At 66.9% G+C, this 24,557-nt stretch carries 26 protein-coding genes and 1 tRNA gene; 15 read left to right on the top strand and 12 right to left on the bottom strand.

The genetic code is table 11. From position 1 onward, the window contains the following. Positions 1-50: 50 nt before the first annotated feature. Both ACLBYA_RS20625 and ACLBYA_RS20620 read right to left on the bottom strand, forming a co-directional pair. Positions 51-2,027 carry an ATP-dependent DNA helicase gene (locus ACLBYA_RS20625; protein WP_447711295.1) on the bottom strand — a complete coding sequence of 659 codons (1,977 nt, stop codon included), beginning with the start codon at positions 2,025-2,027 and terminating at the stop codon, positions 51-53. Further along, the gene (locus ACLBYA_RS20620) at positions 2,024-3,328 is read right to left on the bottom strand and encodes a nicotinate phosphoribosyltransferase (RefSeq protein ID WP_447711322.1); all 1,305 of its coding nucleotides are present in this window, start codon (positions 3,326-3,328) and stop codon (positions 2,024-2,026) included. Before ACLBYA_RS20620 ends, ACLBYA_RS20625 begins: the two co-directional genes overlap by 4 nt. Positions 3,329-3,436: 108 nt before the next feature. Here ACLBYA_RS20620 and clpS point away from each other — a divergent pair, with 108 nt between their 5' ends. From clpS to ACLBYA_RS20565, 11 genes are all read left to right on the top strand, one after another. Beyond that, a complete protein-coding gene (clpS, locus tag ACLBYA_RS20615; RefSeq protein ID WP_447711294.1) occupies positions 3,437-3,739 on the top strand; it encodes an ATP-dependent Clp protease adapter ClpS in 303 nt (100 codons plus the stop codon). A gap of 3 nt (positions 3,740-3,742) precedes the next feature. Continuing rightward, the gene (aosR, locus tag ACLBYA_RS20610; protein WP_447711293.1) at positions 3,743-4,327 is read left to right on the top strand and encodes an oxidative stress transcriptional regulator AosR; all 585 of its coding nucleotides are present in this window, start codon (positions 3,743-3,745) and stop codon (positions 4,325-4,327) included. Continuing rightward, positions 4,324-5,373: a P1 family peptidase gene (locus ACLBYA_RS20605; protein ID WP_447711292.1), complete on the top strand. Its 1,050-nt coding sequence runs from the start codon at positions 4,324-4,326 to the stop codon at positions 5,371-5,373. Before aosR ends, ACLBYA_RS20605 begins: the two co-directional genes overlap by 4 nt. Before the next feature lies 1 nt (position 5,374). Further along, positions 5,375-5,794: a Mov34/MPN/PAD-1 family protein gene (locus ACLBYA_RS20600; protein WP_447711291.1), complete on the top strand. Its 420-nt coding sequence runs from the start codon at positions 5,375-5,377 to the stop codon at positions 5,792-5,794. Positions 5,795-5,817: 23 nt separating this feature from the next. After that, complete coding sequence (locus tag ACLBYA_RS20595) at positions 5,818-6,099, top strand: MoaD/ThiS family protein (RefSeq protein WP_447711290.1); 282 nt, start codon at positions 5,818-5,820, stop codon at positions 6,097-6,099. A 1-nt stretch (position 6,100) separates the two neighbouring features. Further along, positions 6,101-7,072 carry a cysteine synthase gene (locus ACLBYA_RS20590; protein WP_447711289.1) on the top strand — a complete coding sequence of 324 codons (972 nt, stop codon included), beginning with the start codon at positions 6,101-6,103 and terminating at the stop codon, positions 7,070-7,072. After that, a complete protein-coding gene (locus tag ACLBYA_RS20585) occupies positions 7,032-7,742 on the top strand; it encodes a rhomboid family intramembrane serine protease (RefSeq protein ID WP_447711288.1) in 711 nt (236 codons plus the stop codon). Before ACLBYA_RS20590 ends, ACLBYA_RS20585 begins: the two co-directional genes overlap by 41 nt. A gap of 162 nt (positions 7,743-7,904) precedes the next feature. After that, complete coding sequence (locus ACLBYA_RS20580; protein ID WP_447711287.1) at positions 7,905-8,678, top strand: cyclic nucleotide-degrading phosphodiesterase; 774 nt, start codon at positions 7,905-7,907, stop codon at positions 8,676-8,678. 22 nt (positions 8,679-8,700) lie between these two features. Beyond that, entirely contained in the window at positions 8,701-9,483 is a 783-nt protein-coding gene (gene rph, locus ACLBYA_RS20575; protein ID WP_447711286.1) for a ribonuclease PH, read from the top strand. Next, positions 9,480-10,079, top strand: coding sequence for an RdgB/HAM1 family non-canonical purine NTP pyrophosphatase (rdgB, locus tag ACLBYA_RS20570; protein ID WP_447711321.1), 600 nt, complete (start codon positions 9,480-9,482; stop codon positions 10,077-10,079). Before rph ends, rdgB begins: the two co-directional genes overlap by 4 nt. Positions 10,080-10,188: 109 nt before the next feature. Next, the gene (locus tag ACLBYA_RS20565; RefSeq protein ID WP_447711285.1) at positions 10,189-11,661 is read left to right on the top strand and encodes an MFS transporter; all 1,473 of its coding nucleotides are present in this window, start codon (positions 10,189-10,191) and stop codon (positions 11,659-11,661) included. On the opposite strand, the gene ACLBYA_RS20560 is transcribed toward ACLBYA_RS20565, so the two are convergent. From ACLBYA_RS20560 to ACLBYA_RS20550, 3 genes are read right to left on the bottom strand one after another with little or no spacing between them, the layout of a single operon-like run. Beyond that, positions 11,609-11,971 carry a DUF3817 domain-containing protein gene (locus ACLBYA_RS20560; RefSeq protein ID WP_447711284.1) on the bottom strand — a complete coding sequence of 121 codons (363 nt, stop codon included), beginning with the start codon at positions 11,969-11,971 and terminating at the stop codon, positions 11,609-11,611. The two genes, ACLBYA_RS20565 and ACLBYA_RS20560, sit on opposite strands and share 53 nt — an antisense overlap. Continuing rightward, positions 11,971-12,360: a hypothetical protein gene (locus ACLBYA_RS20555; RefSeq protein WP_447711283.1), complete on the bottom strand. Its 390-nt coding sequence runs from the start codon at positions 12,358-12,360 to the stop codon at positions 11,971-11,973. The genes ACLBYA_RS20560 and ACLBYA_RS20555 overlap by 1 nt, the downstream gene beginning before the upstream one ends. A gap of 25 nt (positions 12,361-12,385) precedes the next feature. Continuing rightward, positions 12,386-13,120, bottom strand: coding sequence for a hypothetical protein (locus ACLBYA_RS20550; RefSeq protein WP_447711282.1), 735 nt, complete (start codon positions 13,118-13,120; stop codon positions 12,386-12,388). Between the two features lie 86 nt (positions 13,121-13,206). Here ACLBYA_RS20550 and ACLBYA_RS20545 point away from each other — a divergent pair. The 3 genes from ACLBYA_RS20545 to ACLBYA_RS20535 all read left to right on the top strand — a co-directional run bounded on the left by ACLBYA_RS20545 (position 13,207) and on the right by ACLBYA_RS20535 (position 14,303). Further along, positions 13,207-13,293 (top strand) — tRNA-Leu (locus ACLBYA_RS20545). Between the two features lie 161 nt (positions 13,294-13,454). After that, positions 13,455-13,628, top strand: a complete 174-nt coding sequence (locus tag ACLBYA_RS20540) for a hypothetical protein (RefSeq protein WP_447711281.1) — start codon at positions 13,455-13,457, stop codon at positions 13,626-13,628. A gap of 243 nt (positions 13,629-13,871) precedes the next feature. Next, positions 13,872-14,303 carry a hypothetical protein gene (locus ACLBYA_RS20535; RefSeq protein ID WP_447711280.1) on the top strand — a complete coding sequence of 144 codons (432 nt, stop codon included), beginning with the start codon at positions 13,872-13,874 and terminating at the stop codon, positions 14,301-14,303. Between the two features lie 521 nt (positions 14,304-14,824). On the opposite strand, the gene ACLBYA_RS20530 is transcribed toward ACLBYA_RS20535, so the two are convergent. The 7 genes from ACLBYA_RS20530 to ACLBYA_RS20500 all read right to left on the bottom strand — a co-directional run bounded on the left by ACLBYA_RS20530 (position 14,825) and on the right by ACLBYA_RS20500 (position 23,734). Next, positions 14,825-17,107, bottom strand: coding sequence for a hypothetical protein (locus ACLBYA_RS20530; protein WP_447711279.1), 2,283 nt, complete (start codon positions 17,105-17,107; stop codon positions 14,825-14,827). Positions 17,108-17,341: 234 nt separating this feature from the next. Then, the gene (locus tag ACLBYA_RS20525) at positions 17,342-17,962 is read right to left on the bottom strand and encodes a DUF4333 domain-containing protein (protein ID WP_447711278.1); all 621 of its coding nucleotides are present in this window, start codon (positions 17,960-17,962) and stop codon (positions 17,342-17,344) included. A gap of 7 nt (positions 17,963-17,969) precedes the next feature. Further along, the gene (locus tag ACLBYA_RS20520; RefSeq protein WP_447711277.1) at positions 17,970-19,421 is read right to left on the bottom strand and encodes a neutral zinc metallopeptidase; all 1,452 of its coding nucleotides are present in this window, start codon (positions 19,419-19,421) and stop codon (positions 17,970-17,972) included. Between the two features lie 47 nt (positions 19,422-19,468). After that, the gene (locus ACLBYA_RS20515) at positions 19,469-20,494 is read right to left on the bottom strand and encodes an acyl-CoA dehydrogenase family protein (protein WP_447711276.1); all 1,026 of its coding nucleotides are present in this window, start codon (positions 20,492-20,494) and stop codon (positions 19,469-19,471) included. Further along, positions 20,494-21,663 carry an acyl-CoA dehydrogenase family protein gene (locus ACLBYA_RS20510; protein WP_447711275.1) on the bottom strand — a complete coding sequence of 390 codons (1,170 nt, stop codon included), beginning with the start codon at positions 21,661-21,663 and terminating at the stop codon, positions 20,494-20,496. Before ACLBYA_RS20510 ends, ACLBYA_RS20515 begins: the two co-directional genes overlap by 1 nt. After that, on the bottom strand, positions 21,660-22,580 hold the full coding sequence (locus tag ACLBYA_RS20505; protein ID WP_447711274.1) for an acyl-CoA dehydrogenase family protein: 921 nt from the start codon (positions 22,578-22,580) through the stop codon (positions 21,660-21,662). The genes ACLBYA_RS20510 and ACLBYA_RS20505 overlap by 4 nt, the downstream gene beginning before the upstream one ends. Next, positions 22,577-23,734 carry an acyl-CoA dehydrogenase family protein gene (locus ACLBYA_RS20500; RefSeq protein ID WP_447711273.1) on the bottom strand — a complete coding sequence of 386 codons (1,158 nt, stop codon included), beginning with the start codon at positions 23,732-23,734 and terminating at the stop codon, positions 22,577-22,579. The genes ACLBYA_RS20505 and ACLBYA_RS20500 overlap by 4 nt, the downstream gene beginning before the upstream one ends. Positions 23,735-23,782: 48 nt before the next feature. On the opposite strand from ACLBYA_RS20500, the gene ACLBYA_RS20495 reads away from it, so the two are divergent. Beyond that, positions 23,783-24,550: a FadR/GntR family transcriptional regulator gene (locus ACLBYA_RS20495; protein ID WP_447711272.1), complete on the top strand. Its 768-nt coding sequence runs from the start codon at positions 23,783-23,785 to the stop codon at positions 24,548-24,550. The last annotated feature ends 7 nt before the right edge of the window (positions 24,551-24,557 follow it).

Here is a 24,557-nt window from a genome sequence, read left to right as displayed (position 1 = left end):
CCTTTCGCGCGCCCGGACGGGCTGCATCTGGAGTAGAAGAATAGTGAAGATCAGCCGCCGCGCAGTCGAATGAGCGCGTCGCGCACCCGCTGCGGGTCGGTGGTGGCCCAGAACGGTGGCAGCGACGAGCGCAGGAAGCCGCCGTAGCGGGCGGTGGCCATCCGGGAATCCAACACCGCGACCACACCGCGGTCGTCGATCCGGCGCAGCAGCCGGCCCGCACCCTGGGACAGCAACAGCGCGGCGTGGCTGGCGGCCACCGCCATGAAACCGTTGCCGCCGCGCGCGGCGATCGCCCGCTGCCGAGCCGTCAACAACGGGTCGTCGGGACGGGGGAACGGGATCCGGTCGATCAGCACCAGCGACAGTGTCGGTCCCGGAACGTCTACGCCCTGCCACAGCGACAGGGTGCCGAACAGCGAGGTCGCCTCGTCGTCGGCGAACCGTTGCACCAGTGCCGCGGTGGTGTCCTCGCCCTGACACAGCACCGGGGTGGACAGTCGCTGCGCCATCACCTCGGCGGCTGCCTTGGCCGCCCGCATCGAGGAGAACAGTCCCAGGGTGCGTCCGCCGGCGGCGTTGATGAGTGCCTCGATCTCGTCGAGCTGAGCTGTCGAGCCGCTGCTGTCACGTCCTGGTGGCGGGAGATGCTTTGCCACGTAGAGGATTCCGGACTTGGCATGGTCGAAGGGGGACCCGACATCCAGCCCGCGCCAGGAGGCCGCGGTGTCGCCGCCGGACAGCCCCCAGGCCGCGGCCATCCCGTCGAAGCTGCCACCGATGGTCAGCGTGGCCGATGTCAATACCGCGGTCGAATGCGCAAACAGCCTGGTGCGCAACAGTCCTGACACCGTCAGCGGAGCCACCCGCAGGATGGCCCGCTTGCCCGCGCCGCCGCGGTTGTTCTCCTCGTGATCCAGCCAGACCACATCGACGCGGTCGGGGATCGCCGGCCCGAACGAGTCCAGCATCCGGGCGGCGATATCGCCGATCTCGGTCACCGCGGTGACGGCTTCGGTGCGCGCCGCGGCGGCCTGCGGATCCGACGGGGTGGTGTCGATGGCGGACCGGATCACGAAGGCCGCATCGCGCAGTGACGTCAGATAGGTGGCCAGTTCGTCGTCGAGGTGGTCGATCCGGCCGGGTTCGGCATCGAAGATGGCCGCCGCCAGGTTGGCGCCTGCGGCCTCGAACCGCTCGACGAGTTCGTCGGCGACCAGCCTGCCGATGCGGCGCTGGGCGGCGCCCAACGCGGTCGCCGACAGTTCACCGGTCGCGACACCGGTTACCCGGTCGGCGAGTTCATGGGCCTCGTCGACCACCAGCAGATCGTGCTCGGGCAGCACCGAGGCGTCGGCGATGGCGTCGATGGCCAGCAGCGCGTGGTTGGTGACGACGACATCGGAGGTGCCTGCCTTGGCGCGCGCCTTTTCCGAGTAGCAGTCGCTGCTGTACGGACAACGCGACACCCCGATGCATTCACGGGCCGACACGCTGACCTGACCCCAGGACCGGTCCGGCACACCCGGTGTCAGGTCGTCGCGGTCGCCGGTCTCGGTGTCGGATGCCCATGCCGTCAGCCGTTGCACGTCGCGGCCCAGTGCGGTCGCCGCCACGGCGTCGAAAAGTTCCTCCTGGGGCAGCTCTTCGGGCTCGGCGGAACCGCTGTGGATCTTGTTGAGGCACAGGTAATTTCCACGGCCCTTCAGCAGGGCAAAGGTCGGCTTGCGGGGCAGCGACGGTGCCAGTGCATCGCTGAGCCGGGGCAGGTCCCGGTCGACGAGCTGGCGTTGCAGCGCGATCGTCGCGGTGGACACCACGACCGGCTCGTTCGCGGCGACCGCCCGGGCGATGGCCGGCACCAGATAGGCCAGCGATTTGCCGGTGCCGGTGCCGGCCTGCACCGCCAGGTGTTTGCCGGTCTCGAAGGCCTCGGCCACCGCCTCGGCCATCTGCACCTGGCCGGGTCGCTGGGCGCCGCCGAGGGCAGAAACGGCACTGGCGAGCAGGTCGGCGGTGTTCGTCATGTCGCGCGGACCACGCGGGTGGGCACCGCGGGCTCACCCTTGGACAACTTCAGACCGTCCCACGGCAGGCTCGTCAACCCCGCGGCCATCAGGGCGCGGGCCGCGTCGAGGTCGCGGCCACCCACCGGTGCGCCGGCCCGGACGTACGGCACGCTCACCGGGCGTGCGGTCAGGCCGTCTTCGATCTGCGGCGGATGCCCGGCCGGATGTACCACCTCTTCGACGATGGTTCCCGACGGCTTGGCCAGCCGCAGCGCTTCCTTGGCCCCGCCCTGGGACCCCTTGTGCGCACTGCGTTTCTGTACCGCTACACCGTCGACCTCGACCAGCTTGTAGACCATGCCTGCCGTCGGAGCGCCCGATCCGGTGACCAGTGACGTGCCGACGCCGTAACTGTCGACGGGTTCGGCGCGCAGCGCGGCGATGGCGAACTCGTCCAGATCGCCGGAGACCACGATGCGGGTGCTGGTGGCGCCCAGATCGTCGAGTTGGCGGCGGACCTGTCCGGCCAGCACACCCAGATCGCCGGAGTCGATCCGCACGGCGCCCAGTTCGGGGCCGGCGACGGCGACGGCGTTGCCGACGCCCGCGGTGATGTCGTAGGTGTCCACCAGCAGGGTGGTGCCGACGCCGAGCGCGTCGACCTGGGCGCTGAACGCGGCGCGTTCGGTCCGGTCCTGCGCGGCGCGTTCGGACTCGTCCTGGGCGGTGCGCAGGTCGGTGCCCGCCGGGCCGGTGTGCACGAGCGTGAAGGCGTGGGCGCTGGTGCCCAGGGCAGGCACCCCGTAGCGCTGCTGGGCGGCCAGGTTGGAGCTGCCGTGGAATCCGGCGATCCAGGCGGCCCGCGCCGATGCCACGGCGGCCTGTTCGTGGGTGCGCCGCGAGCCCATCTCGATCAACTGCCGGCCGCCGGCCGCCGACACCATGCGCGCGGCGGCCGCCGCGATGGCACTGTCGTGATTGAGCACCGACAGTGCCAGGGTCTCCAGAATGACGCACTCGGCGAAGCTGCCGCGCACGGACAGCACCGGGGAGTTCGGGAAGTACAGCTCGCCCTCGGGGTAGCCGTCGATATCGCCGCCGAAGCGGAAATCGGCCAGGAACGCACATGTTTCGTCGTCCAAGAAGTCCGCCACCGTCGCCAGAGCGTCCTCGTCGAAGGTGAAGTGCGCCAGCGCTTCCACGAACCGGCCGGTGCCCGCCACGACCCCGTATCGCCGGCCCTCGGGCAATCTGCGGGCGAACACCTCGAAGGTGCACCGGCGATGTGCCGATCCGTCGCGCAGCGCGGCAGCCAGCATGGTCAGCTCGTACTTGTCGGTCAGCAGCGCGGTGCCCGTCACGTCGACAACCGTATCGGTACGGTTCCGATTCGGGTGCGAAGTAACACCCCCGGTACTCTGTCGGGCATGGTTACCCCAGCGCGGACTCGGCCGGGTACCCGTGAGGACGAGGCCACCGACAGTCGCGATGCGACCGACAGTCCCTGGGTGACGATCGTGTGGGATGACCCGGTGAACCTGATGTCGTATGTGACCTATGTGTTCCAGAAGCTGTTCGGGTACTCCGAACCGCATGCCACCAAGCTGATGATGCAGGTGCACACCGAGGGCAAGGCCGTGGTGTCGGCGGGTAGCCGGGAGTCGATGGAAGTCGATGTCACCAAGCTGCACTCCGCGGGCCTGTGGGCGACGATGCAGCAGGACCGCTGACACGTGCGGAAATGGAAGCGTGTCGAGGGCCCCGAGGGTCCGCGATTCCGGTCCTCGCTGGCCCCACACGAGGCGGATCTGTTGCGTAACCTGGTCACCTCGCTGGCCGGGATGCTCGACGACCGCGAATCCGGTGCTCCGGCTGACGAACTCAGTGAGATCACCGGTATCCGCACCGGGCATTCCGCGCCGCCCGAGGACGAGACGATGAAGCGGCTGCTGCCCGACTTCTACCGTGCCCGCACCGATCACCCGGCCGGGTCCTCGGCGGCCGACAGCCTCAACAGTGCGTTGCGCAGCCTGCACGAGCCGGCCATCATCGACGCGAAACGGCAAGCGGCGCAACGACTTCTCGACACCTTGCCGGAGGCCGGCGGCAAGGTCGAGCTGGCCGAGGACGATGCGCAGGCCTGGGCGTCGGCTGTCAACGATGTGCGGCTGGCGCTGGGCACCATGCTGGAGATCGGGCCCGAGGGCCTCGACCAGCTGCCCGTCGGTCATCCGATGGCCGGGCACCTGGACGTCTATCAGTGGTTGACGGTGCTGCAGGAGTACCTGGTGCTCGGCCTGATGGGGCAGTCCCGATGAACGGTTTCGGAGCCATCACCGATATTGCCGGGATCCGCGTGGGCCACCATCACCGCATCGACGACGACGCCACCCTGGGTTCGGGGTGGGCCGCCGGCAGCACCGTGGTGCTGGCCCCGGCGGGCACCGTCGGCGCGGTCGACTGCCGCGGCGGCGCGCCGGGCAGTCGGGAGACCGATCTGCTGGACCCGGCCAACAGCGTGCGCCATGTCGACGCGGTCGTCCTCACCGGTGGCAGCGCCTACGGGCTGGCCGCCGCCGACGGGGTGATGACCTGGTTGGAAGAGCAGGGCCGCGGGGTCGCCATGGAGGGTGGCACCGTGCCGATCGTGCCGGGCGCGGTGATCTTCGATCTGCCCGTCGGCGGCTGGGGGTGTCGGCCGACCGCGGAGTTCGGCTACGCCGCGGTGTCATCGGCCGCGGACACCTTCGAGACCGGCTGTGTCGGCGCTGGGGCCGGTGCCCGGGCCGGCGTGCTCAAGGGCGGGTTGGGCACCGCATCGATCCGACTTCCGGAGCTCGGGGTCACCGTCGGAGCCGTCGTCGCGGTGAACTCGGGAGGCAATGTCGTCGACCCCGCCACCGGGCTGCCCTGGATGGCCGACCTGATCGCGGCGTTCGGCCTGAGCGCCCCGCCCGCCGAGCAGATCGCCGAATTCGCCGCCCTGGACAAGAAGAGCGGCCCGCTCAACACCACGATCGCGGTCGTGGCGACCGACGCCGAGCTGAGCCCGGCCGGCTGCCGACGGCTGGCGATCGCCGCCCAGGACGGGCTGGCGCACACCATCCGACCCGCGCACACCCCGGTCGACGGGGATACGGTCTTCGCACTGGCCACAGGTGCGGTGCAGGTGCCGCCGTCGGAAAAGGTGCCGACCGCGATGTCCCCGGAGACAGCGCTGCTGACGGCGCTGGGGGCCGCGGCCGCCGACGCTCTGGCGCGGGCGGTGCTGGTCGGTGTGTTGGCCGCACAGTCGGTCGCCGGAATACCGACCTATCGTGGTCTGTTGCCCGGTGCATTCGCCGAACACAGAACGGAGTCCTGAAGTGCTGGTGATTCGTGCCGACCTCGTCGACGCGATGGTGGCCCACGCGCGTGCGGACCACCCTGACGAGGCGTGCGGGCTGATCGCCGGCCCGGAGGGTTCGGATCGGCCTGAGCGTTTCATCCAGATGGTGAATGCCGAGCGGTCGCCGACCTTCTACCAGTTCGACTCCATGGAGCAGCTGAAGGTGTGGCGCGCGATGGACGACGCGGACGAGGTACCGGTGGTGATCTACCACTCGCACACCGCCACGGAGCCCTATCCGAGCCGCACCGACATCTCGATCGCCGCCGAGCCCGACGCGCATTACGTGCTGATCGGAACCCGTGACCCCGAGGTGCACGAACTGCGCTCCTACCGCATCCTCGACGGCGTCGTCACCGAGGAACCCGTCAGCATCGTCGAAGCCTACGACTCGTAAGACCCTAAGAAAGAGGATCAGCCGTGGCAGTAACCGTTTCCATCCCCACCATCCTGCGCACCCACACCGGCGGCGAGAAGCGCGTCAGCGCCAGCGGTGACACCCTGAGCGCGATCATCAGCGACCTGGAGAGCAACTACTCGGGGATATCGGAACGTTTGATCGACTCGGATAACGCGGGCAAGCTGCACCGGTTCGTCAACATCTATGTCAACGACGAGGACGTCCGATTCTCCGGTGGGCTGGAGACCGTGATCGCCGACGGCGACTCGGTGACCATCCTGCCTGCCGTCGCGGGAGGCTGAGTTGGCCCGGTACGACTCGCTGCTGCAGGCGCTGGGCAACACGCCGCTGGTCGGACTGCAGCGGTTGTCGCCGCGCTGGGCGGATTCCGATGACGGTCCACACGTGCGGTTGTGGGCCAAATTGGAGGACCGTAACCCCACCGGATCCATCAAGGACCGGCCGGCCCTGCGGATGATCGAGCAGGCCGAGGCCGACGGGCTGCTCAAGCCGGGCGACACCCTGCTGGAACCCACCAGCGGCAACACCGGCATCTCACTGGCCATGGCGGCGCTGCTCAAGGGCTACCGGATGATCTGTGTGATGCCGGAGAACACCTCGATCGAGCGACGGCAGCTGCTCGAGCTCTACGGCGCCAAAATCATCTTCAGCCCCGCTGAGGGCGGTTCCAACACCGCCGTCGCGCACGCCAAAGAGCTTGCCGCACAGAACCCTTCGTGGGTGATGCTCTACCAGTACGGCAACCCCGCCAATGCCGCGGCACATTACGAGGGCACCGGGCCCGAGCTGCTCGCCGACCTGCCCGAGATCACCCACTTCGTCGGCGGCCTCGGCACCACCGGCACGTTGATGGGGACCGGAAAGTTCCTGCGCGAGAACGTTCCCGGTGTGCAGATCGTGGCCGCCGAACCGCGCTACGGCGAGGGTGTCTACGCGCTGCGAAATATCGACGAGGGCTTCGTCCCCGAGCTCTACGATCCGGACGTGCTGACCACCCGCTTCTCGGTGGGTGCGTTCGACGCCGTCAAGCGGACCCGCGAGATCGTCGAGGTGGAGGGCATCTTCGCCGGGATCTCGACCGGGGCGATCCTGCATGCCGCGCTCGGGATGGCGGCCAAGGCGATCAAGGCCGGCGAGCGCGCCGATATCGCGTTCACCGTGTGTGACGCCGGCTGGAAGTATCTGTCGACCGGTGCCTACGCCGGTAGCCTGGATGACGCCGAAGACGCGTTGGAAGGGCAGTTGTGGGCATAAGGCAGAGCGTGTGAACCTCCCGAACACCCAGGAGCCGAAGAAGCGGCCGCAGTGGGTGGTCGGTGGGATCACCATTGTCAGCTTCGTGGCGCTGCTGTGGGTCATGGAAGCCGTCGACACCGTGCTTGGTCATCGACTGGACCAGGACGGTATCCGCCCGCTGCAGACCGACGGGTTGTGGGGCATCCTCTGGGCGCCGCTGCTGCACGGCGGCTGGCCGCATCTGATCGCCAACACCGTGCCCGCGCTGGTGCTCGGGTTCCTCATGACGTTGGCCGGGATGGGCCGGTTCATCTCCGCGACCGCGATCATCTGGCTGCTCGGCGGTTTCGGGACCTGGCTGATCGGCAACATCGGGGCGCACTGTCCCTATGTCGGGGTGCAGTGCACCACCAATCACATCGGGGCCTCCGGTCTGATCTTCGGCTGGCTGACGTTCCTCATCGTGTTCGGGTTTTTCACGCGCACGGCCTGGGAGATCGTCGTCGGCGTCATCGTCGCCCTGGTCTACGGTGGCATCCTGCTCGGCGTGGTGCCGGGCACGCCCGGGGTGTCCTGGCAGGGTCACCTGTGTGGTGCGGTGGCGGGATTCGTTGCCGCGTATGTGTTGTCCGGTCCCGAGCGCAAGGCCCGCGAGCGGCGCAAAAGTTCCACCGCGCTGCGCCCCTGAGTCGGATGTGCTGATGTGCGTCGCGCCACTCACGGCTGGCCTTTGCCGCCTGCGACGCTGATCGCCGTGATGACGCCGCGTGTCACGGTGCAGACACAAAATGAAACTTGTCGCCCAATGCGGTGATGCTTTCGTCGCCGCATGGCTCGGCGTGGCAAGCTAGTGGATGTGCGAATCACCGTACTGGGTTGTTCCGGCAGTGTTGTCGGCCCTGATTCGCCCGCGTCCGGATATCTGCTGACCGAACCCGACACGGTGCCGATGGTCCTCGATTTCGGCGGCGGGGTGCTGGGCGCGCTGCAACGGCACGCCGATCCCGGTTCGGTCAACGTATTGCTGTCGCACCTGCACGCCGACCACTGCCTGGACCTGCCGGGTCTGTTCGTCTGGCGGCGCTATCACCCCAATCCACCGGCCGGGCGGGCGATGCTGTTCGGCCCGACGCACACCTGGGAGCGCCTCGGCGCGGCGTCCTCACCCGAGGGCGGCGAGATCGACGACATCTCCGACATCTTCGAGGTGCAGGCCTGGGTGGACAAGCAGGTCGTCAAGTTGGGCGCGCTGACCGTCGAGCCGCGGCTGGTGTGTCACCCCACCGAGTCCTACGGTATGCGTTTCACCGACCGCGACGGCGTGACCTTCGCCTACAGCGGTGACACCGGAATCTGTGATGCCGTAGTCGATTTGGCGCGCGGCGTCGATGTCTTCCTGTGCGAGGCGTCCTGGACGCATTCGCCGGAGCGGCCACCGAACCTGCATCTGTCCGGAACCGAGGCCGGCCAGATCGCGGCCCGCGCCGGGGTGGGGGAGTTGCTGCTGACCCACATTCCGCCGTGGACCTCCCGCGAGGATGTCATCAGCGAGGCGAAGGCCGAATTCGACGGGCCCGTACACGCGGTGGTGTGCGGCGAGACCATCGACGTCAAGCGCCACTGAGCGCACGCGCTAGGGTTGGCGCGTGTCCAGACGAGAAGACGGTCGGCTCGACGACGAACTGCGCCCGGTGGTCATCACCCGTGGCTTCACCTCCCATCCCGCCGGATCGGTCCTGGTCGAGTTCGGCCAGACCCGGGTCATGTGCACCGCCTCGGTCACCGAGGGTGTCCCGCGGTGGCGTAAGGGCTCCGGGCAGGGCTGGCTGACCGCGGAGTACGCCATGCTGCCCGCGGCCACCCATGAGCGCTCGGGCCGCGAGTCGGTCAAGGGCAAGGTCGGCGGCCGTACCCAGGAGATCAGCCGACTCGTCGGCCGGTCGCTGCGTGCCTGCATCGACCTCGCCGCCCTCGGGGAGAACACCATCGCCATCGACTGCGATGTGCTGCAGGCCGACGGCGGTACCCGGACCGCCGCCATCACCGGCGCCTATGTGGCGCTCGCCGATGCCGTGACCTATCTGGCTGCGGCTGACAAGCTGTCCGATCCGCGGCCGCTGTCCTGTGCCATCGCCGCGGTGTCGGTCGGTGTGGTCGACGGCCGGGTCCGGTTGGACCTGCCCTACACCGAGGACTCGCGCGCCGAGGTTGACATGAACGTCGTCGCCACCGATACCGGGACCCTGGTCGAGATCCAGGGCACCGGCGAGGGCGCCACCTTCCCGCGCTCCACACTGGACAAGATGCTCGATGCCGCGCTGGCCGGTTGCGAGGAACTGTTCGCGATCCAACGGGCTGCCCTTGAGTTGCCGTATCCCGGTGTACTGCCCGAGCCCAGCGGCCCGGCCAAGAAGGCGTTCGGAAGCTGACCCGCTTACTGGTTGCCTCGCGCAACGCCAAGAAACTGGCCGAACTGCGCCGGGTGCTCGACAGTGCCGGGGTGTCCGGGTTGGAACTGTTGTCGCTGACCGATGTGCCGCCGTTCGACGAGGCGCCCGAGACCGGCGCCACCTTCGAAGAGAACGCGCTGGCCAAGGCGCGTGACGCCTACGCCGCGACGGGGCTGCCTGCGGTCGCCGACGATTCTGGGCTGGCGGTCGACGCGCTGAACGGGATGCCCGGCGTGCTGTCGGCGCGCTGGGCAGGCGCGCACGGTGACGATCTGGCGAATCTTGAGCTGCTGCTCGGGCAACTCTGCGATGTGCCCGACGACCGCCGCGGCGGGGCGTTCGTGTCGGCGTGCGCGTTGGTCTCGGGCTCCGGTGAGACCGTTGTCCGCGGGGAGTGGACGGGCACGATCGCCCGGTTACCGCGCGGTGACGGCGGCTTCGGGTACGACCCGATCTTTGTGCCGTCCGGTTCGTCGCGGTCGGCCGCCGAGCTGTCGCCGGCCGAGAAGGATGCGGCCTCGCATCGCGGGCGGGCGCTGACGCTGTTGGTGCCGGAGCTGCGCAAGCTCGTCTGACTGTTGCTCGGCGAAACTCGCGTACCCGGGGTGAATCCGGGCGCGGGTACCCCGGGTACGCGGGTTTCGACATTTTGCATAGCGCAACTAACGTGTCATGCTCGCGAGCGTGGCGTCTCCCGATCAGCGACGGCCGTCATCGGCCCATCCGGGCGTGCTCATCGCCGTGCTGTGCGCTGCCGGTATCAGCGTCTCGCTGACCCAGACGCTGCTCATCCCACTGATCCCGGAGCTGCCAAAACTGCTGCAGGCCAGCCCGTCCAACAGTTCCTGGGCGATCACCGCGACCCTGCTGACCGCCGCGGTCAGTACGCCGGTGTTCGGCCGGCTCGGGGATCTGTTCGGTCCGAAACCCATCCTGGTGGCGTGTGCGACGGCGCTCATCGCCGGTTCGGTGATCGCCGCGCTGAGCACCTCGCTGATCCCGTTTGTCATCGGCCGCGGATTGCAGGGTGTCAGCATCCCCATCATTCCGCTGGGTATCAGCGTGCTGCGTGCCTCGGTGCCCGCCGAGCGGGTGGGCAGCGCGATGGGGATGCTCAGTTCCTCCCTCGGTGTCGGGGGCGCGCTCGGGTTGCCACTGTCGGCAGCGATCGCACAGCAGTTCAGCTGGCATACGTTGTTCTGGTTCGCCGCCGCGATCGGGGTCCTGCTGCTGGCCGTGTTCTTGGTGCTGGTGCCGCGGGTACCCGCGACATCGGCGGATCGGCTGGATCCGCTGGATCCGCTGGGTGCCGTGTTGTTGGCGGCCGGGCTGGTGACGCTTTTGCTCGGCATCACCAAGGGCCGCGAGTGGGGCTGGGCGTCGGGACTGACGCTGGGCATGTTCGGCGCGGCGCTGGTGATCTTCGTGGTGTTTACCTTCTGGGAGCTGCGCTTCGATTCGCCGATCGTCGACCTGCGTACCTCGGCGCGCCCGCCGGTGCTCATCACCAATATCGCCTCGGTCGGCGTCGGGTTCGCGATGTTCGCGCTGACACTGATCGCGCCGCAGGTGCTCGAGCTGCCCGTCGAGACCGGCTACGGGCTGGGCATGTCGATGCTGGAGGCCGGTCTGTGGATGGCGCCGGGAGGCCTTGCGATGATGGTGATGGCACCCATCGCCGCGCGGGTGGCGGCGGCGCGCGGCCCGCGGTTCACGCTTTTCATCGGGTGTGCCGTGATCGCCGCGTCGTATCTGGCCGGGCTGTGGTTGTTGGGTGGCGGTCCGCAGGTGCTGGTGTTCAACGTGCTCGTCAGCATCGGGGTCGGGTTCGCTTATGCGTCGATGCCGGCGTTGATCAACGCGGCGGTGCCGGTATCGGAGACGGCCGCGGCCAACGGCCTCAACGCGCTGGCGCGATCGCTGGGTACCTCGATCTCGAGTGCGGTGATCGGCGCCATCCTGGCCGGTATGACGATGGCGGCCGGCGGGCATCAGGTGCCGACGCTGGACGGCTTCCGGGTGGCGCTGATCGTTGCCGCCGGGGTGGCCGCGGTGTCAGCGGTCGGGGCGCTGCTGATTCCTGCGGTGCGCGAGCCCGCTCAGGTCACAGACCGAAGCGCTTCTTCACGTCTTGCGTCTGGAAGTGCTCCACGATGAGACCCAGTACCGGGACGGTGCCGGAGATCAGGGTGCCGAGCGCGCGGCCCAGCGGCCAGCGGACCTTGACCGCCAGGTTCGCGGTGGCGATCAGGTAGGCGAAGTACACCCAACCGTGCACGACGGCGATCCAGCTCAGCGAGTCGTCGTTGAAGCCGTACTTCATCACCATCTCGTAGCAGAGCGCGATGAGCCACAGGCCGGTCGCCCACGCCAGCACCCGGTAGCTGGCCAGCGCCTTCTGGATGGAGGCCAGCGGTACGATGGGCTGCTGAGTTTCCTGGCTCTCCTGGCTTTCGGGTGTGCTCATTACTTCCTGTCCTCAGGGTTGTCGGATTTGGCCAGCTCGGCCAGGTAGGCGTTGTACTCGCGAAGGGTCGGATCGTCATCGGTGGCTGTCGCGGCCGTCGTGGCCGTCGGGCGTTCGGGCAGCAGGCCGGCCGGGATCTCGGTGGCGCGGGCGGTGTCGGTCGGCTCGTCGTAGGTCGGCGGGGCTTCCTCCAGGCGGACGAACTTGAAGTACGCGTACACGCAGAAAGCGGCGAACATCGGCCACTGCAGTGCATAGCCGAGATTGAGGAAGGTTCCGCTATTGGATTCGTAGCGGGTCCACTGCCACCACGCCAGCAGCAGGCAGCCGCCGGCGCCGATGGCGGCCAGCGCGATGAGCGCCGGTCTCCTACGTCGTGTAGTGGACATGGGACAACTTTACCGTCCGACCAATTCAGGCCTTGGGGCCGATGAACTGGTCCAGCCGTGCGGTCGCTGCCTTGCGGTAGACGGCGATCATGTAGCGGCTGTTCTGGGTCCATGGGATGCCGAGGTGGTCGAGGGCCGCGCAGAACAGATTGCGGATATCGGTCGAGTGGTTGGTGAAGTGATAGCGCACGCTGGCGACACCGCGGTCGTTGGCCACGACGCGGCACCCGTCGCTGTGGATGAGGCCGCGGATGAAGTCCTCGGTCGCGGCGTCGACGTGGGCCTGCTGCCAGGGCTCCAGGACGATGGGGCGGAGGTGCTTGGGTCCCGGTCCGTGTTGGGGGAAGAGGCATGGCCAGTGCTTGGAATAGAGCGAGACGTCGACGCAACCAATCGCCCTCGGAAACACTGTCGCCGATTGCCCGAGCATGATCTTGTCGATCGCGTCGCGGCAGCTGTCGATGATCCCAGGATATTTTTTGTCGAGGGTTATTCGGAGGCGCCAGACAGAGCGGCAGCGGCTGATGTACCCATCGCCCAAATACATGCCCAGGAGGTAGGCGTAATAGTCAGACGGCAGGTATTGATAGTTGTGACCCTCACAACCCGCTTGCCGCGGATTCGTCAGACTGGTCGGTGGGCGCGCTCGCCAGTCGCATACGGTGCGCCTGGAGACTCCGGTCTGCCTTTGGATTTCGCAATCGTTGAGACCGGCAGCGATGAGCCGGTGCACCAACTCGAAGTCGTCGATTGAGTGCATCGTGCCTCCTACTGCCTGACGCCGACTCTAGATCGCCGCACCGACAGGAGCTGCCGGGCTCAGAAGCGGTAGCATCTGGAACGCGCGCGGGCGTGGCGCAATTGGCTGACGCGCCGGCTTTAGGTGCCGGTGTTCGAAAGAACGTGTGGGTTCGAGTCCCACCGCCCGCACCATCGATTGCTTACTGCAATCGTCACGAGATAGATTCGTGCTTCTGCGTCATCTGCGCGCAGAGGCCTGTTCGTTCAAGTGACTGACGGTCAAATTGTGTGGCGAATAGGACGTCCGAGGAACGCAGGACGGGCCTGTCGGAATGCCGTCCTAGCATCTGGACATGGATAGCGCCTTCGCTGAGCTCAGTCGCGCCAAGGTTCACCGTGAGCGCTTCGCCGAGGCGGTCAAGGCGTTCGACGCTGCTAATCCGTACGACTGGACCTTCCACGAAGTTGAGCCGCCACCCCATCCCAGCCTGGCCAAGTATGAAGTCAGAGCCTGCGTAAAGAGTTAGTTCACCGACGAGTGGTGCCTAATCATCGGCGACATACTCACCAACCTCAGAGCAGCCCTTGATCACGCGCTATTCAATCATGTGGAGAGCAGACAGACGCTGACTGAGAAGCAGGAAAGTCAGCTCCAGTACCCAGTCGTCATCGATGCCAGGAACTGGTTCGGTGCCCCTGCCGTGCCAGCCACACCTACGGCCCCACCTAGCGCGAAAATCGAGAGCAAGCGCGACAAGCTCGCGCCATTCGTGAGCGCCAAGGTACTGACCGCGATCGAGAAGACCCAGCCGTTCAGCCAGAGTCGAGTTCCGCCGCCGCACGCCCCGCTCGCAATTTTGGCCACGTTGGTCAACCATGACAAGCACCGTCGCCTACAAGTCGTCAGGTGGGTGAATGAGGAATTCACAGTGCGCCACTCTGATTGGGAAGTCATTGAGGTCAATACGGATCAAACCGTGCTCACCGACGGAGCCCTCATGGCGACGGTGACCGTCAAGCGGAAAACCGTATTCCCGTGGCAACAAGCCAACTTGCGCGGCGGCGTGTTTGACGTATTGACCGTCTACGGACCAGCCATCAGAGTGCCCGATGGATCGCTGATTCCGGCGGGGACGATCTGCCATTACTTCATACGAGACGTAGAACGCGCCGTGCATGCCGTGAGACGCGCAAGCCGCTAGCCTGCGCAGAATCGCGCGGAGAGAGTTCAGGACGTAAGTCATAGACCGAATGCAACCAAGATGGCGCAAGCCTTGCCTGCACTGGCGAAGGAGTTGTCCGCAAGGAGCAAAGGAGAGCAGCAGCGGACAAATATGCGGCCTAGGTTTCGCGGTCGTGTGTTTCGCGCGTCTTATCTCCGCGCTTCTCGAGCTGATGCCAGACGGTGCGTTGGTCAACGCCGACGTGTTTGGCCGATGCGAGCGACCGATTAGCCTGCTGCGTAGAGCTTCTCGGCTTCGTCGATCTACCCGACCGTGAGACCGCGTTGGTGTAGCTCAACGCCAGCCCGCGTGAGGGTGGCAGTCACAGTCGTGGGGTGAACACCAAGATCCGCGGAATGACCGAGGCGTTGAGCTGCGGATTTGTGATTGCAGTAAGACTGCAGCACCCGCACTCAAATCGGTGACTGCTGCCGTGTACCAAAAGCAAACGGGTGACGCAGCATCCTCTGCTGCGCCACCCGCCGGGTGCGTGTTCGGTGTCAGCCCGCGGCGCCGCCACGGAGTTCGGCGGTGGTGAGATCGAACGAGGCGACCTGCCAAGCCTTCATGAACTGGTCGAGCGGCACGGCGAGACCCTGTCCCTGCCGGGGCGCACTGTCATTGATGTAGACGACACCCTTGGTCATGTTGACGCTGAGCACGGTGACGGCGTGGTTGGCCTTGTCGCTCACTCCGTCGTACCACCCCCAGTTCTCACCGAAGTACTGCTTGTTCCACGCGTCATAGATGAGCTTGTTGTTCACGGTGACGATCACCGACTGCTTCTGACTCAACGCCGCGGTCATGTTGTCGAGCGCCAGCGACCCCTCGGTCTTGAGGTAGGTGGTGTGGTCGGCGTTGATACCGAACTTGTTGAGCAGCGTGACGACATCGGATAGATACGTGCCGCCGAGACCTTCGGTGTACATCGACTGGCCGACCTTGATACCGCTCGGCAATGTCTCGGCAAGCTTCTGGACTTCCGCTGCCAGCGTGTCCATGTCGACCGGTAGGCCGTTGCCGGTCAACTGCGCAATGACCGCGGCGGTGGACATCAAGGCGCAGGTGCCGAAGTGGCCCTGGTACTTCCAATACTGGTAGTTGGCAAGGTAGTTGCCGTATTCGATGTCACCGATGCTCGGCGGGTCGATAGGCTCCGGCCGGGCCACGCCGAATGTGCGCGACAGATCGTTGCCGAGGTCGGTGATGTTCTCGGAGAAGATCTGAACCTGGTGCACGAAGGCCGCCGCGACGCCCGCCGCGACGTGCTGAGCCGACGGCAACTTCCACACCCATTTGGACTTGGAGTCCGCAGGCGCCACGTTCGGTGAACTTGCCAATTGGGTGGTGACCAGCTGATAACCCTGATCCGCCCATGCGCCCATGAAATCGTCGTAGCTCATCGCCAGGCCCTGGCCGTCGGCGCGGGTCGGGTCGTTGACGGTGACGGTGCCATTGACGTTGTCGACGCCGAGGACGACGACCGACTTGACCAGCGGGCTGGTGTGACCGTCCACAAGTCCCCTGATCCCCACGATCATCACCTTGGTCGGATCCTGCAGGCCGTTGGTCAGGTCGTTGAATGCATTGCTCCACTGATCTCTGCCGTAGCTACGCATGATGATGCGAACGTCCTTGTCCTGCAGCACTTCGTAGCTGTCGGGCCAGTAGACGATGCGAGTGGACGGGCCCAGGACCTTGCTGCCGAGCGTGACGATGCTGTCGGTGTTCGCGGCGGCGTCGAGGAAGCCCTGCAGATCGACGACGGTCTTGGTCAGTTGCCCGTAGGCCATCGCGACGGTGGCAAGCGCCCCGGTGACGTAGTTGCCGGCAGTCGCGAAGTACTGCATGGTCGCGGTCGGATCACCGAACGGCAGCGCTCGGGTGATCACCTGCTGGGTGAACCCGAGAATGCCGCGCACGTCGTCGCGCAGCGCGGTGAGGCTGCGCTGCAGCCCATAGAATTGGTTCATCATGGTGACGTACAGATTGGCGCCGAGTTCCTGTAGCCCGCGCAGCAATTGACTGGGAGTCGGCAGATCGAAGGGCGCGCGCGCCGCGGTGGCCACGGCGGACGGAACAGCGGTCGCTGACACGGCCGCGGTGGTCGTTTTTGTGCCGACCGTGGACGCAGTGGACGTCACCGGCTGGGTGGCGTCTGTTTCGGTATCCGACGAGTTCTCTGAGATCAGCTGCGCAGCAGGGGATGTACCGTTGTCGGACGGCGATTCGTCGATGACGGGCGACGTCTCGGACGTCGACGAACTGCTGGTGTTGGCCGATGAAGCATTTTCGGCGAACGACGGAGACGCTTCCGGTTCGGTCTCTGCTTCGTGCTGATCCTCGTCAACGGGCGAAACAGTTTCGGAATCAGTCTGTTCGGTGTCGTTATCGTCTGGCGTCCTGTCATCGGAGCCACCCGTCGAGTCGTCGGACGTGTCCGTGGATTCCGATGCGGCATCCGAGTCGTCATCCTCAGATGTCCCGGCGGTCCGGACGTTTGGCCGCTGCCGGACGGCGCCGTCGGCACTGTCCCGGCCGTTGGCACCGGCGGCCGAACCCGAATTCGATGACGGTGAGTCGGAACTGTCGCTGGTGCCGTCCCGTGACGATCCCGATGTCGACTCGCCGGGATCGGCGACCGCGATGGCCGCGCCGCCGAGCATGGCGGCCCCCATGCCGAGGGTCATCGCACCCGCGCCGAGCCAGAGGCGCACCTGCTGGGCACGCCTCTCCGAGCCTGGGCACACGGGATGCGCCTCCTGCGTTCCGTCCACCGTCACCGATTGCTTCCGATCGTAGATTGACGCTTGCGTTAAATCTTGCAAGCGAGCAAAGGATACGCAGATTTGCTGGCAATGCGCAGGTCAAAAGCGTAAGTCCGCTACGGATTAACATTCAGCAAAGATTCACAACGCAAATATTGCATCGGATACTCGACTTTGCCACGTCGATGCCGAGCCTTGGCTAAATCGGGCAATTGAGTGTCGTGGCCGCTGCAGTGGGCGGTCCGATCCTCAGCGAGGTCCGTCGACGGCGAAAGTACCGTTGTCGTCGGTGAACTCGACGTACACCTGCCGGATGGTGCCGTCGATCTCGACCTCGCAGGTGAAGCTGTCGCCCTTGACCGCCGACGGATCTTTTCCGCCATTGCACCGCATGGCGCTGATGGCGTTGGCCCCGTAGCCGTTGATCGGGTCGGACAGGATCGTGCGCACCCCGGCCTCGGCCGTTTCGACCTTGATGACCGCGCTCTGGTGGAACGCCACCTGCCAGACGCCGACGCCGATGACCACCGCCGCCAGGACCCCGATTCCGGCGATGATCAGCGTGCGCCGGTTGGTGGATTTTCCGGACTGCTTACGGTGGCCGGCGGGCTGTTGCTCGGGGCGTAGCGTGTAGCGGTGCGGGTCGACCTGCTGCGGGCGCGGCGGTGCGACCGGCGGTGTCGGCGGCGGATATGGCGACCGCTGCTGCGGCGGTGGTGGATACGGCGGCCGGGCCTGCGGCGGCTGTGGGTACACCGGTCGCGGTGGCTGCGGGGGATAGGCGCCCGGCGGCGGTGTCGCACCACCCGGTCGCGCCCACCACGGTTGTGCCTGCCCGGGTGGCTGATTCGGATCGGGCGGCCGTGTCACGAGTCGCTCATTCGCCGAACCTCTGATAGCAGGCGTCTGCCTCACCACGCAGCCCGGCACGGTAGGCCAGAATCCGGGTGAACCCGGCCGGTGCCGTCGCACCGTTGACATCGCTGGCGGTCAGCCCGTTGGTCAGCAGCCCCGAGATCGCCTCGTCGGTGTCACCGGCCGACAGCATCAGGGAGCTGCCGGGCTCGGCCATCTGCCCTTGCGCCACACCGGTCAGACACGCAGTGCGCAGCGCGGTCTTCGCCGACTCCAGCGGGTAGCCCTGTTCCTTCTGCACCGCCAGCGCGTACCGGGACGTCACGATCGACAGCGCGGTGTTGTCACCCTGCAGCAGCACGCCCTGATCTTCGGCCCTGGGGGTGCCGAGCTCCTGCAGCGCAGGAAGATTCACGTTGACGGTATTGGTGGCCGGGCAGTACGACGCGGGTGAGATCGTCTGCGCGTCAGGGCAAATCGTCATCTTCAGATTGAGTGACGGGGGATCGTTCGGGTTGTACACCGTAGCCAAGGTGTCCATCAGATTGGTCAGCAGCCGTTCGTCGACCGGGCTGTCACCGGCCGAGGGATCGCCATAGGAGTCGTATGAGAGAAACTGCGGCAGATCGCCCTGGCGCTCCGTGATCTCGGCCATATCGATGGCGGCGCACTGGTCGGCATTGCCGGCGAAACCGATCTGGAACGCACTGATTCGGTCGAGCGCGGAGCCGTGCGCATCGCCGGTCAAGATCGCCTCTTCCTGGGTCATCAGCGGGTCGCGGATGTAAATGGCCCCGGCCAGAACGTGATTGAGGCCGTCACCGGTGCTCAGGTCGAAGCGCTTGGACTGCCCGGAGGCCACCCAGTGCAGGTACACACCCGCAAAGCAGTCGGCCTGCTGCTCCTTCACCAGAACCGGGGTGGACTTCTCGATCAGGTGCGCCTTCCACTGCACCGCGTGGCCGAACTCGTGGGCGATCACCCCGACCACACCCATGTCGCCGAAGTACTGTGCCGCACCAGGAATGAACTCGCTGCGATCCCAGGCCATCACATCGTCGTCGAAACAGTAGAAGGCGTTGGCCAGTTCGTAGAGGTCGTTACCGCAGACGACCGGTCCGTCCGGGTCATAGGCGTCATAGGACACCAGACCGGAAACCGGCGTGAAGCTGCTCCCGGCGAGTGCGCCCTCCCAGTTCTGCGACCAGAACTCCTCGAGGTCGTCGACGGCATGCATCACCAACTGATCGACCGGGCCGTTGTCGCTGTTCTCGGCGATACGGGTGGGCGGCGGTGCGTCCGGGCGGGGTCCGCTGGGACCATCGTGGGCGGGCAGCCCGCCGGCCTTCTGCGGGTCGTACAGCATGGACACCGCCTGCCCGTCGAGCACCGTTGTCGAACATCCGGCAACGATCAGGACGATGCTCAGCACTGCGCCGAGCCAGGCGGTGCGGCGTCCGGCCCGTCGATACATAGTCGAAAGGCTAACAAGCAACGGCCGCCGACCGGCGACCGAGATTGTCAGCCGTACCGGGTGGCCAGCGCTTTCCGGTGCCTCGCCGGACTGCCGAACAGGGCGCGATTGAGCGTCGCACGCTTGAGATGGACGTGGATTCCGCTCTCCCAGGTGTAGCCGATTCCACCGTGTAGCTGCATCGCCTTACCGGCGACGGCCACCGCGGTGTCGGTGGCGTACGCCTTGGCCATCTGGGCGTCGACGCCTGCGTCACCCCCGCCGGCCACCGCGTCGACGGCGGCATCGACGAGCTGTCTGGTCACCCTGATCTGCACCAGCATGTCGGCGCAGGCGTGTTTGACGGCCTGGAACGAGCCGATGGGGCGGTCGAACTGGCGGCGCATGCCGACGTAGTCGACGGTGCCCTGCAGCATCGCCTCGGCCACGCCGAGACTGTCTGCGGCCACCGCGACCGCGGCCCGGTCGAGTACCGCGTGCAGGGCGGCATCGCTGGGAAACCGCCAGACCCGATCCGGGCGGTTGCCATCGGCAGTGACGGTCGCGAGGCGGTGGGTCTCGTCGAGCACGGGTTGCGGCGTGACGACGAGGCTTTCCGGTGCGGTTTCGGCCAACACCGCAGCGCCATCGGCATCGCGGGCCACCACCAGCAGCCTGGTCGCCGTGGCGGCGTCCGGGACGAACTCCGCGCGGCCGCTGAGCAGTTCATCGTGGCCCAGCGTGAAGGTGATGTCCGGATCCTCGCCGGTGGGCAGGACCGCCACCGGAACGCCGGATCCGTCGACGGTACCCGCCAGGAGCGCGTCGCGGGCATCGTCGGCCGGCAGCCCCAGCAGCGCGCCCACCCCGAGAGTCACACCCAGATAGGGGCTGTACGCGGCGGCCCGTCCGATTTCTTCGGTGACCACCGCGGTCTCGGCGAAGGACACCCCGGAGCCGCCGAGCGACTCGGGGATCTCCAGCCCCGGCCACCCTGCCTGGGTGACCAGCGCCCAGTCCGGCTCACCGGTCGCCAGCAGATCTCGTGCCACCGAACGAAGTTCGGGGTGAAGGTCGGCAAACTCGCGTGCCATCATGCTCCCGCCGGTTCGCGGGCCATGCCCAGCCCGCGCTCACCGATGATGGTGCGCTGGATCTCGCTGGCGCCGCCTGGAATGGTCCACTCCCAGGATCCGATGAAATCCAGTACCCACGCGCCGGACTCCCACCCGCTGGAGATCGGTTTGGCGAGCACCGTGTGTCCCGCCAATCCAGTGATCTGTGCGCCGAAGTCGGTCATCCGCTGCAGCAGTTCGCTGTAGAACAGCTTGATCACCGAGGCGTCGGCGGGTCCGGTGGATCGTCCCTCGACCAGATCCCGGCACAGGCCCCGCAACCCGGAGATCTCGATCTCGAGCTGCGCCAGCCGATCTCCGACCAGCGTATCGCCGAGGATGCCGGCACGTGCGCATTCCTCGACGAGCCAACGGAATCCGGCGTTGCCGAGGCGTTCGGCGAGTTCCAGCATCGTCATACCGCGCTCGGCGCCCAGCGTCTCCTGCGCCACCTGCCAGCCCTTGTTCTCCGGGCCGATCAGATTCGCCGCGGGGATGCGTACATCGTTGAGGAACACTTCGCAGAAGTGCGACTCGCCGGTGGCCTGTTTGATCGGCCGGACTTCGATGCCAGGGCTGGTCATGTCCATCAGGAAGTACGAGATGCCATGGCGTTTCTTGGCATCCGGATCGGTACGCGCCAGCAGCAGACACCAGTCGGCATGTAGTCCGCCGCTGGCCCATACCTTCTGTCCGTTGACCACGTAGTCATCACCGTCACGTCGGGCGGTGGTGCGCAGTGCGGCCAGATCGGACCCGGCCTCCGGTTCGGAGAAGCCCTGCACCCAGATCTCGCCGTCCAGGATCGCCGGCAGATGACGACGGCGCTGTTCCTCGGTGCCGGCGGCCAGCAGAGTCGAGGCGGCGTGATGGATCCCGACGAACGCCAGGACCAGGCGCGGTGCGTCGTGCGCGGCAAGTTCAGAGTACAGCACGATCTGTTCGGCGACGGACATGCCGCCGCCCCATTCGGCGGGCCAATGGGGTACTGCGTATCCGGCTGCATGCAACTCGGCGAACCAGGACTTCTGGAAACGCACGTACTCCTCGTCACCCACCCCGGTCTGCGCGGTGCGCCAGTCGGCGGGCACATGTTCGGCGCACCAGGCGCGGACCTGACTGCGGAACTCGTCCAGATCCCCGGTCACGTTGCGGCGCTGTACAGTCCGGTCAGGCCGCGGGTGCCCAACAGTTCGGTCAGTTCGGCCCGCGTCGCCGACAACCCCAGCGGCAGTCGCCGCAACGGCTGGCTGTACCGGGACAGCCAGGACAGCACGGTCTCGTCGCAGAAGCCCACCGCCCCGTGCAATTGGTGGGTCACCCGGAACACCACCTCGGCGGCCTCGATCGCCGCCAGCCGCAACGCCATGGCATCGGCCAAACCGTCCGGGCCGGCGACCGTGGACAACGCGTAGCGGGCCAGCATCTCCAACCCGCTGCGCTCCACCTCGGCGTCGGTGAGCTGGAACTGCACACCCTGGAATCCGGACAGCGGTTGCCCGAACTGCTTGCGCAGTTTCACATGCGCGACGGTCAGATCGAGGGCACGATCCAGCATGCCCAACAGTGTCCAACACGGCAGCACCAGCGCGAGCGCGATATCGGATGCCCCCGCATCGTCGAGGTCGGTCAACTGCAGTGACGTGACGAAGGCGGTCCGGGGATCCGAGGTGACCGTTATCCGAGACCGATGACCGTCCAAAGTGACTGCCGCCCAGTCGCCGTCGATGCCGGCGAGGGTAGCTGCCGGGGCGGGCCCGGCGACCACGACCAGCCCGTCGGCCGCGATATCGGACGGGCGGGCAAGTCGTTCGGCCAGTGGGTAGGGCAGCCCCCAGTATCCGGCGCTGCGGCACAGCGCGGCGGCCGCTTCGGCCGAGTCGACGTCGGCGCGCGGTTCCAGGTCCCAGGCACCCAGACCGTCCAACACCGCTGCCACGAGCGATGTCCGGGTGGTCGGGTCCGCCTCGGCGCGCTGCAGCAGGGTGTCACCACCGGCGGATTCGAAGGCGCGTGCGGCCTGCTCGCCGTACTCGCGAGCCTCCGGGCTCAGATCGATGTTCATGATGCTGTCAGCAGGGTCCGGGCCAGCAGGATGCGTTGCATCTCGATGCTGCCGGAGGACACCGTCGACGGTTGCGAGTACCGCCAGTGGTCCTCGACCTCGGCCGCGAAGGTCTGGGCCTGCCCGGCGGGCAGGGCCGCAGCGATCTCCATGAGCACCTCTGCGCTGTCCTGATCCAGTTTGGTGACCGCGATGCGGTAGGCGGCCGAATCCGTCGGTCGCACTTGGCCTTCGGCTTGCATGGCCACCAGCCGGTATGCCATCAGCCGGGCGCGGCGGCAGTGCAGTAGCATCCGCGCCCACCGGCCGCGCAATTCATCGGGCAACGAATCCCACCGTTCGCCGAGGGCCTCGGGCGTCAGGTGCAGCAGTCGTTCGCAGCGGGCGTAGCGGGCGATGCCGACGCGTTCAAGCGCCAGCACACTCTGCACCACCGTCCACCCGTCGTCGACGGTGCCCAGGACGTCGGCGTCGGTGACGCGCAGGTCGTCGAAGAACACCTCGTTGAGGTGGTGCGGGCCCATCATCGTCTGGATGGGCCGCACGGTGATCGCCGGATCCGACATGGGCACCAGGAAGATCGTCAGGCCGTGCTGTTTTTTTCGAGCCGATTCCTCTCCCATCTTCGATGTGCGCGCCAGCAGGAAGCACCACTGCGCCATGGTCGCGTAGGAGGTCCAGATCTTCTGGCCGTTGATCACCCACCCGTCACCGTCGCGCACCGCCGACGTGCGCAGCGACGCCAGATCCGAACCTGCTTCCGGTTCGGAGAATCCCTGACACCAGATCACCTCGCCGGCGGCGATGGGTGGCAGGTGGGTCTGCTGCTGCTCGGGGGTGCCGTGGCGCATGATGATCGGCCCCACCCAGTTGACGCCCATGTACTGGGCGCCGCGCGGCTCGTGATGCGCCCACATCTCCTCCCGGACCACTGTCTGTTCCCACGGCGAGGAGGCCCGGCCGCCGAACTCCTCGGGCCAGGACATGCACAGCAGGCCCCGCTGGGCCAGCAGTCGGCAGAACGCCTGTGCCACTTCGAGGTCATCCGGGTTGTGCGTGAAGGCACCCAGATAGTCCTCGGCGATATGCGTTTTCACCAGGTCGCGAAGTTCGCCGCGCAAGGCGGCGGCATCCGGGCCCATTCCGAAGTCCACATCGGCGATCGTAGGTCAATCCTCATAAGGATTGCTAGTATTTGTGTCATGCGAATTCCGCAGCAACGCATCGCCGAGACGGTGGCCGGAGAATTGCGGGGCCGGATCCTGGCCGGGGCCGACCGGCTGCCGACCCAGGACCAGCTGGTCACCGAGTTCGGTGTCAGCTACCCGTCGGTGCGCGAGGCGCTGCGCATCCTGGAGACCGAGGGACTGGTCACGGTGCGGCGCGGCAGCGTCGGCGGTGCCGAGGTGCACCGGCCCGACGAGTCGTCGGCCGCCTATCACCTGGGTCTGGCACTACAGGGGTCCGCGGTATCGCTGGGCGATCTGGCGGCCGGCCTGCAACTACTCGAGCCGCTGTGCGCGGCCGAGGTCGCCCGTCGGCCCGACCGGCTGCGCACCGCGGTGCCCGCGCTGACCGCCAATGTCGACGCCTGCGCCGAGGTCGTCGCGGACGGGGCGGCCTTCACCCGCATCGCACGCGAGTTCCACGATCTGATAGTCGAATTCACGCCGAACGCGACGGTGCGCCACGTCGTGGGCAGCCTCGTCGCGCTGTGGTCGGTGCAGGAGGAGAAATGGGCCGACGCCCGCGTCAAACGGGGCGAGTATCCGTCCCCGGCGCAGGCGCGCGGCGCGGTACGCACCCACCGGCGCATGATTGAGGTCATCGCGTCCGGTGATGCCGCCGAGGCCGAGCGCATCGCGCGCAAGCATCTCGCCGCTGCCCAGGCCGTCCTGCTGGAACGCTTCACCGATGACGTGGTTCGGGCAGCGCGTGGCGCAAAGCCACACCAGCGACGCGGTTGCTGACCTAAGT

The organism is Mycobacterium sp. C31M (assembly GCF_053345865.1).
The sequence above is the reverse complement of the archived record's forward strand: the minus strand, read 5'-3'. Positions and strand labels throughout refer to the sequence as shown.

What these genes read in the sequence shown, in the direction of transcription:
- ACLBYA_RS20540 (WP_447711281.1), top strand. Translation starts at nt 13,455, where the DNA reads ATGGATAGCGCCTTCGCTGAGCTCAGTCGCGCCAAGGTTCACCGTGAG.
- ACLBYA_RS20520 (WP_447711277.1), bottom strand. Translation starts at nt 19,421, where the DNA reads ATGTATCGACGGGCCGGACGCCGCACCGCCTGGCTCGGCGCAGTGCTG.
- ACLBYA_RS20555 (WP_447711283.1), bottom strand. Translation starts at nt 12,360, where the DNA reads ATGTCCACTACACGACGTAGGAGACCGGCGCTCATCGCGCTGGCCGCC.
- ACLBYA_RS20550 (WP_447711282.1), bottom strand. Translation starts at nt 13,120, where the DNA reads ATGCACTCAATCGACGACTTCGAGTTGGTGCACCGGCTCATCGCTGCC.
- ACLBYA_RS20515 (WP_447711276.1), bottom strand. Translation starts at nt 20,494, where the DNA reads ATGGCACGCGAGTTTGCCGACCTTCACCCCGAACTTCGTTCGGTGGCA.
- clpS (WP_447711294.1), top strand. Translation starts at nt 3,437, where the DNA reads ATGGTTACCCCAGCGCGGACTCGGCCGGGTACCCGTGAGGACGAGGCC.
- ACLBYA_RS20505 (WP_447711274.1), bottom strand. Translation starts at nt 22,580, where the DNA reads ATGAACATCGATCTGAGCCCGGAGGCTCGCGAGTACGGCGAGCAGGCC.
- ACLBYA_RS20620 (WP_447711322.1), bottom strand. Translation starts at nt 3,328, where the DNA reads ATGCTGGCTGCCGCGCTGCGCGACGGATCGGCACATCGCCGGTGCACC.
- ACLBYA_RS20495 (WP_447711272.1), top strand. Translation starts at nt 23,783, where the DNA reads ATGCGAATTCCGCAGCAACGCATCGCCGAGACGGTGGCCGGAGAATTG.
- ACLBYA_RS20625 (WP_447711295.1), bottom strand. Translation starts at nt 2,027, where the DNA reads ATGACGAACACCGCCGACCTGCTCGCCAGTGCCGTTTCTGCCCTCGGC.
- ACLBYA_RS20605 (WP_447711292.1), top strand. Translation starts at nt 4,324, where the DNA reads ATGAACGGTTTCGGAGCCATCACCGATATTGCCGGGATCCGCGTGGGC.
- ACLBYA_RS20560 (WP_447711284.1), bottom strand. Translation starts at nt 11,971, where the DNA reads ATGAGCACACCCGAAAGCCAGGAGAGCCAGGAAACTCAGCAGCCCATC.
- ACLBYA_RS20585 (WP_447711288.1), top strand. Translation starts at nt 7,032, where the DNA reads ATGACGCCGAAGACGCGTTGGAAGGGCAGTTGTGGGCATAAGGCAGAG.